General features: G+C 57.3%; 7 protein-coding genes. 6 read left to right on the plus strand and 1 reads right to left on the minus strand.

What is annotated here, in order from left to right:
* The first annotated feature begins 273 nt into the window (after positions 1 to 273).
* From RTY00_RS17880 to speG, 6 genes are read left to right on the plus strand one after another with little or no spacing between them, the layout of a single operon-like run.
* Positions 274 to 1,842, plus strand: a complete 1,569-nt coding sequence (locus RTY00_RS17880; protein WP_008101588.1) for an ABC transporter substrate-binding protein — start codon at positions 274 to 276, stop codon at positions 1,840 to 1,842.
* Positions 1,842 to 2,894, plus strand: a complete 1,053-nt coding sequence (locus RTY00_RS17885) for an ABC transporter permease (protein WP_154181619.1) — start codon at positions 1,842 to 1,844, stop codon at positions 2,892 to 2,894. The genes RTY00_RS17880 and RTY00_RS17885 overlap by 1 nt, the downstream gene beginning before the upstream one ends.
* On the plus strand, positions 2,891 to 3,748 hold the full coding sequence (locus tag RTY00_RS17890; protein ID WP_008101592.1) for an ABC transporter permease: 858 nt from the start codon (positions 2,891 to 2,893) through the stop codon (positions 3,746 to 3,748). Before RTY00_RS17885 ends, RTY00_RS17890 begins: the two co-directional genes overlap by 4 nt.
* Positions 3,738 to 4,571 (plus strand): ABC transporter ATP-binding protein, encoded by an 834-nt coding sequence (locus RTY00_RS17895; protein WP_008101594.1) that lies wholly within the window; start codon positions 3,738 to 3,740, stop codon positions 4,569 to 4,571. Before RTY00_RS17890 ends, RTY00_RS17895 begins: the two co-directional genes overlap by 11 nt.
* A complete protein-coding gene (locus RTY00_RS17900; protein ID WP_061718040.1) occupies positions 4,564 to 5,256 on the plus strand; it encodes an ABC transporter ATP-binding protein in 693 nt (230 codons plus the stop codon). The genes RTY00_RS17895 and RTY00_RS17900 overlap by 8 nt, the downstream gene beginning before the upstream one ends.
* Entirely contained in the window at positions 5,253 to 5,798 is a 546-nt protein-coding gene (speG, locus tag RTY00_RS17905; RefSeq protein ID WP_312665332.1) for a spermidine N1-acetyltransferase, read from the plus strand. The genes RTY00_RS17900 and speG overlap by 4 nt, the downstream gene beginning before the upstream one ends.
* Positions 5,799 to 5,931: 133 nt before the next feature.
* On the opposite strand, the gene RTY00_RS17910 is transcribed toward speG, so the two are convergent.
* Positions 5,932 to 6,345, minus strand: coding sequence for a hypothetical protein (locus tag RTY00_RS17910; RefSeq protein WP_312665333.1), 414 nt, complete (start codon positions 6,343 to 6,345; stop codon positions 5,932 to 5,934).
* Between the last annotated feature and the right edge of the window lie 4 nt (positions 6,346 to 6,349).

The following is a 6,349-nucleotide window of genomic DNA, read 5'->3' on the forward strand; positions in this document are numbered from 1 at the left end:
TGCTTTGAAATTGCGGCCATTATATTCCCGGAAGGAACGAAGTAAAGTTAATTATTGGTTAATCACAGATCATTTATATTTCGTTGCAGTTGAGTTGATATAAGAATTATTGGTCGCCATGAATGGCGAACCTACGACGGCCACACAGCTTTAATCCTTATAACTGAACCACCCGACTTAGACCATTAATGCATATGCATAGCCTGAAATTGACTATTCTTCACTGCTGCGCTCTCGTAAACTCGCGTTACTTTTTTTAGGCAAGGAAACAACATGAAAAAAATTATTCCATCACTGCTGGCGTTATCGCTGGTAGCCGCCTTCTCTGTTCAGGCAGCGACGCCGAAAGATACGCTGGTTATTGCCCAGTCCACCGACGATGCCGACAGCTTCGATCCCGCGCAGGGCTTTGAGCTGACAACAGTGCAAGCATTCACTAACATTTATCAGCGCCTGGTTCAGTCCGATCCCACCAATCCCACCGATTTAAAGCCCACGCTGGCGACCTCCTGGCAAGCGGGCAGCGATAATCGCAGCCTGACCTTTGAACTGCGCAAAGGCGCTCAGTTCGCCAGCGGCAATCCACTGCGTCCGGAAGATGTGATCTTCTCGCTGGGTCGCGTGGTGAAACTCAACCTCGATCCCTCCTTTATTCTTACCCAGCTAGGCTGGAATAAAGATAACGTCGATACCTTCCTGAAGAAGGTTGATGACAACCACGTACAGATCAGCTGGAGCGCCAACGTCAGCCCGGCGTATGTGCTCAGCCTGCTCTCCGCGCCGGTCTCTTCGATTGTTGATGAGAAAACCGCGCAGGCCAATGCGAAGAATGGTGACTTCGGCCACGCGTGGCTCGGCACTCACTCTGCCGGTAGCGGCCCGTATCAGATTCGTAAAGTGGTGCTGCATGAAGCGATTCTGCTGAGCGCCAACCCAACGTCTCCGGCGGGTGCGCCGAAGCTGAAAAACATCCTGATCAAAAACGTACCGGAACCGGCGGCGCGCCGTCTGCTGCTGGAACAGGGCGATGTGGATATCGCACGTAACCTCGGCGCGGATCAAATCGCTTCGCTGAAAGGCAAAGCGGGCGTGAAGACCGAAGCGATCCCGATGGCGTCGCTCTATTACATCCAGTTCAACATTGGTGAAAATCCGGTGCTGAAGAACCCGGCGTTGTGGGAAGCGGCTCGTTACCTGTTCGACTATAAAGGTATCGCTAACGACCTGCTGAAAGGCCAGTTCGACGTGCATCAGACCTTCCTGCCGAAAGGTTTCCTCGGCGCAATCAACGACACGCCATACACTTACGATCCTGAGAAAGCCAAAGCGATTCTCAAGAAAGCCGGTCTGACCAACGTTAGCTTTAAGCTCTCCACCAGCAACCAGCCGCCTTACCTCGACATCGCGCAGGCATTGCAGGGCAGCTTTGCCAAAGGCGGCGTGAAGGTTGAAGTGCAGCCGGGCCTGAGCTCTGAAGTCTCTACCCGCGTGAAGGCGCACAAATACGAAGCCACCCTGAATGCCTGGGGCGCAGACTATTTCGATCCTAATACCAACGCCGCCTCCTTCGCTTACAACCCGGAAGATGGCAGCAAAACCGTGGCTTACCGTTCTGACTGGCATATCCCAGAGCTGAACAAGCAAACGCTGGCCGCCACCGCCGAAAGCGATAACAACAAGCGCGTCGAACTCTATCAGGCGATGCAGCGTGAAGTGCTGAAGAATTCGCCGTACGTGATTGGTTTGCAGGCGAAAAACCTGATCGCGCTGCGCGACAATCTGCAAGGCTATGTGCAGGGCATCAACCCGGACATGGTGTATTACTCGCAGGTTTCTAAGTAATGGCAGTGTCAGCTTCACAGGCCGGGTTCGCCCGGCCACTCTGGCAACGCGTTAGCCACCTCGTTACCAGCCTGCTTTCGCTGCTGGTGACGTTGGTCGGTTTGTTAGCGTTCACTTTTATGCTGTCGCACCTGTCGCCAGTCGATCCGGTGCAACAGATCGCCGGCGATCACGCCAGCGAAGCCACTTACGCGCAGGTGCGCCACGATCTCGGCCTCGATCAGCCGGTGCTGGTGCAGTTCTGGCGCTATATCAGCCATCTGGCGCGCGGCGATCTCGGCTTATCGCACCTAACCAATCAACCGGTTAGCGCCGACCTGATGCGCACCTTCCCCGCCACCATTGAGCTGGCGACCTGCGCGATGATTTTTGCCGCAGTGTTCGGTATTGCCCTGGCGCTGCTGGCGGCGTGGAAACCGGGCAGCATCATCGATAACGTGGCGCGTTTTGTTTCGCTGCTTGGCTACTCGGTGCCGGTGTTCTGGCTCGGCCTGCTGGGTTTGCTGCTGTTTTACGCCGTGTTGCACTGGTCCGCCGGACCGGGCCAGCTCGATGACATCTGGATCTACACGCTGGAGCCGAAAACCGGCTTTGTGCTGATTGATAGCTGGATGTCCGGCGATCCCGAGATGTTCCGCAATGCGATTGCCCATTTGTGGCTGCCAGTGGTGATTCTCGGCCTGCTGGCGATGGCGGGCATTACGCGCCTGCTGCGCGCGGCGCTGCTGGAAGAGAGCAGCAAAGAGTACGTGGTACTAGCGCGCGCTAAAGGTGCCAGCCGTGGCCGCATTTTGCTGCGTCATATTTTCCCCAACGTGCTGGGCACGCTGATTACCGTTATCGCCCTCTCCTACGCCACGCTGCTGGAAGGTTCGGTATTGACCGAAACGGTATTTGCCTGGCCGGGCGTCGGTCGCTACATGACCAACGCGCTGTTTTCCTCTGATGTACCGGCGATTCTCGGCTCGACCTTGCTGATTGGCAGCTGCTTTATTCTGCTCAACGCGCTGGCCGATGCCCTGACCTGGTTAACCGATCCGAGAACCCGATGACTCAACAACTCTCTGAACTGGAAACGCTGCGTCCGCGCCGCCGTCGCGCGCGCGTCACCTCGCTCACCATCGGCCTGACGCTGGTGCTGATTGTGGTGGCGATGGCGTTGTTCGCGCCGTTGCTGGCGCCCTTTGATCCCAATGCGCAGATCATCTCCCAGCGTTTGCAGGCGCCGTCAGCGCTGCACTGGTTCGGCACCGATGGCTTTGGCCGCGATCTGCTTTCACGCGTGATTTACGGCGCGCGCCCAACGCTGCTGCTGGTGTCACTGATTCTGGTGCTGACCATTCCGGTTGGCCTGCTGGTCGGCATCACCGCCGGTTACGTGGGCGGCTGGACCGAGCGCGTGTTGATGCGCATCACCGATATTTTCCTGTCGCTGCCGAATCTGGTGATTGCGCTGGCGCTGGTCGCCATGCTCGGCCCCGGCTTGATGAATGGCGCATTGGCGCTGGCGCTTACCAGCTGGCCGCCGTTTGCCCGTCAGGCGCGTGCGGAAACGCTGGCGCTGCGCCGCAGTGATTACCTCGCCGCCGCGCGCATGCAGGGCATCACCGGCTTGCGCCTGATGTTTGGTCACATTCTGCCGCTGTGTATGCCAACGGCGGTGGTGCGCGCCGCGCTGAGCCTCGGCGGCATTATTCTTTCAGCCGCTGGCCTCGGCTTCCTCGGCATGGGCGTGCAACCGCCTACCGCAGAATGGGGCTCGATGGTGGCAGAAGGCAGTAAAGTGATCTTCGACCAATGGTGGGTTGCCGCCGCACCCGGCGGCGCGATTCTGTTCGCCAGCCTGGCGTTTAACCTGACAGGCGATGGCCTGCGTGACCGACTGGATACTCGTCATGCCAAATGATCTGTTAATTGATGTACAAGGCCTGACGATTCGCAGCGATGATGCGCTGCTGGTCGATAACATTGGCTTTCAAATTGGCCGCGAGCGCGTGGCGCTGGTGGGTGAATCCGGTTCCGGTAAATCGCTCACCGCGCGCACGCTGATGGGCTTGCTGTCGCCTTCGCTGCATTTGCAGGCCGAGCGTTTGCAGATTGTTGGCACCGATGCGCTGAGCCTGCGCGAGCGTGACTGGATCCAGCTGCGCGGTAGCAAAGTGGCGATGGTGATGCAGGATCCGAAATATGCACTCAATCCCACGCGCACTATTGGCTGGCAGGTGGAAGAACCGCTGGTGCTGCACCACAAACTGAGCCGCGCCGAGCGCAAAGAGAAAGTGTGCGAGATGCTGGATGCGGTCGGCTTGCCCGATCCGCGTCAGCTGATGAAGCGCTATCCGCATCAACTCTCTGGCGGCATGGGCCAACGCGTGATGCTGGCGATCGCCTTGATCACCGATCCTGAACTGTTGATCGCCGATGAACCAACCTCAGCACTCGATCACGCGATGCGCGATCAGGTGCTGGCGCTGATTCGTCGTCTGGTGGAGCAGCGCAACATGGGTTTGCTGCTGATCAGCCACGATCTGCAACAGGTTTCCGAACACTGCGAACGCGTGATGGTGATGTATCAGGGCCGCGTGCTGGATACCTTGCCGGCGTCCGAGCTCTCCAACGCCAGCCATCCTTACACCAGCACCTTGTGGGCCTGTCGTCCGAGTAAAGCCACGCACGGCGAGCGTTTGCCGGTGCTGGATCGTGCGGCGCTGGAGAAGAATTATGATTGAGTTATCGAACCTCAGCGTTTCGCACAAGCAAGGTTACGAGCTGCGCACCGTGGTGCACGATGTGTCGCTGCAGGTCGCGGCCGGTGAGTGTTTTGGTCTGGTTGGCCCGTCCGGCTGCGGCAAGTCGTCGCTGCTGTGGGTGCTGGCGGGACTGAATCCGCACTGGAGCGGCAGCATGTCGCTGGCGGGCACCGCCGTGCAGCCCGGCAAAGCGTTCACTGGCCAGCTGCGTCGCGATGTGCAGATGGTGTTTCAGGATCCCTACGCTTCACTGCATCCGCGTCATCGCCTGCGTCGCACGCTGGCGGAACCGCTGAAAATGCTCAAGCGTGATAATATCGATGACCGCATTAATGCCGGCTTCCGCCATGTCGGGCTGGATCCAGCGCTGGCGGATCGCTATCCGCATCAGCTTTCAGGTGGTCAGCGCCAGCGCGTGGCAATTGTGCGCGCCCTGCTGCTGGAACCGAAGATCCTGCTGCTGGATGAGCCGACCTCGGCGCTGGACATGTCGGTGCAGGCCGAGATCCTCAACCTGCTCAACGATCTGAAGCAGAAAGATGGGTTAACCATGGTGCTGGTCAGCCACGATCCGGATGTGATCGATCACATGTGCGATCGCGCGGCGCGCATGGCGCAGGGCCGCATCGTGGAACAACATTCAACAACAAGGAATACCGTATGACGGTTAAGTTACGTCCGCTGGAGCGGGAAGATTTACACTTTGTGCATCAATTAGATAATAACGCCAGCGTGATGCGTTACTGGTTTGAGGAGCCGTACGAAGCCTTCGTCGAGCTTTCTGACCTGTATGACAAACACATCCACGACCAAACCGAGCGTCGCTTTGTGGTGGAGCATGATGGACACAAAGCCGGTTTGGTGGAGTTGGTCGAGATTAATCACGTGCATCGCCGCGCTGAGTTTCAGATCATTATCGATCCCTCACATCAGGGCAAAGGCTTAGCCACGAAAGCGGCAAAGTTAGCGATGGATTACGGCTTTTCGGTGCTGAATCTCTACAAACTCTATCTGATTGTCGATGAAGAGAATAAGAAGGCGGTGCATATCTACACCAAGCTGGGTTTTGAGGTGGAAGGCGTACTGAAGCACGAATTTTTCATCAACGGCGAATACCGCAACACCATCCGCATGTGCATTTTCCAGCAGCAGCATCTGGCGCAGCATAAAAGCGCTAATGCGATGGTCAAGCCCACCGCGCAGTAATCTTTTGGTCGCCATAAATGGCGACCCTACAGCTGTTTGCCGAGCTTTTCGTAGGGTGCGCATTCATGCGCACCTTCATACATAGGCATTTATTGCTTAACTGAGCGGCATTACGCCATTAATGGCGGCGTAATTACCCGCGTGCGCCGACGACGTTCAGCTTCGGCTGCGGATGTTCAGGTTTGAGATCGTACATGCCGCCATAGAAGGGATCGACCAGCAGCCAACCGGGGAAGCCCAACAGCGGAATATTTCCCAGCAAATACCACAAATTGGCATTGGCCTCGATCGGCAACGTTAACGGCACGTAGCCTGGACTCTCCAGCATCACCTGATAGTGCTTCTTACCAAAATAATTCCCGGTAGATTTCGCTAGCTCGACGGTTTGCGGCGTATACCCTTGCGCCACCGCGCGTCCGGTCTCATCCTGCACGGTGAAACGCGCGCCTTGTGGCAAGGAGTCAATTTTAACCGGTTGCGTTTCAGTGCCGACAATAGTGGCGCAGCCGCTCAGCAGCAGCGCACAGGCAGGAAAAAGAGGTCGCAGGTTC

Source organism: Pantoea sp. CTOTU49201 (assembly GCF_032054795.1).
Classification (GTDB): domain Bacteria; phylum Pseudomonadota; class Gammaproteobacteria; order Enterobacterales; family Enterobacteriaceae; genus Pantoea; species Pantoea symbiotica.

Coding starts and splice junctions, on each gene's coding strand:
- RTY00_RS17880 (WP_008101588.1), top strand. CDS start 274: ATGAAAAAAATTATTCCATCACTGCTGGCGTTATCGCTGGTAGCCGCC.
- RTY00_RS17885 (WP_154181619.1), top strand. CDS start 1,842: ATGGCAGTGTCAGCTTCACAGGCCGGGTTCGCCCGGCCACTCTGGCAA.
- RTY00_RS17890 (WP_008101592.1), top strand. CDS start 2,891: ATGACTCAACAACTCTCTGAACTGGAAACGCTGCGTCCGCGCCGCCGT.
- RTY00_RS17895 (WP_008101594.1), top strand. CDS start 3,738: ATGCCAAATGATCTGTTAATTGATGTACAAGGCCTGACGATTCGCAGC.
- RTY00_RS17900 (WP_061718040.1), top strand. CDS start 4,564: ATGATTGAGTTATCGAACCTCAGCGTTTCGCACAAGCAAGGTTACGAG.
- speG (WP_312665332.1), top strand. CDS start 5,253: ATGACGGTTAAGTTACGTCCGCTGGAGCGGGAAGATTTACACTTTGTG.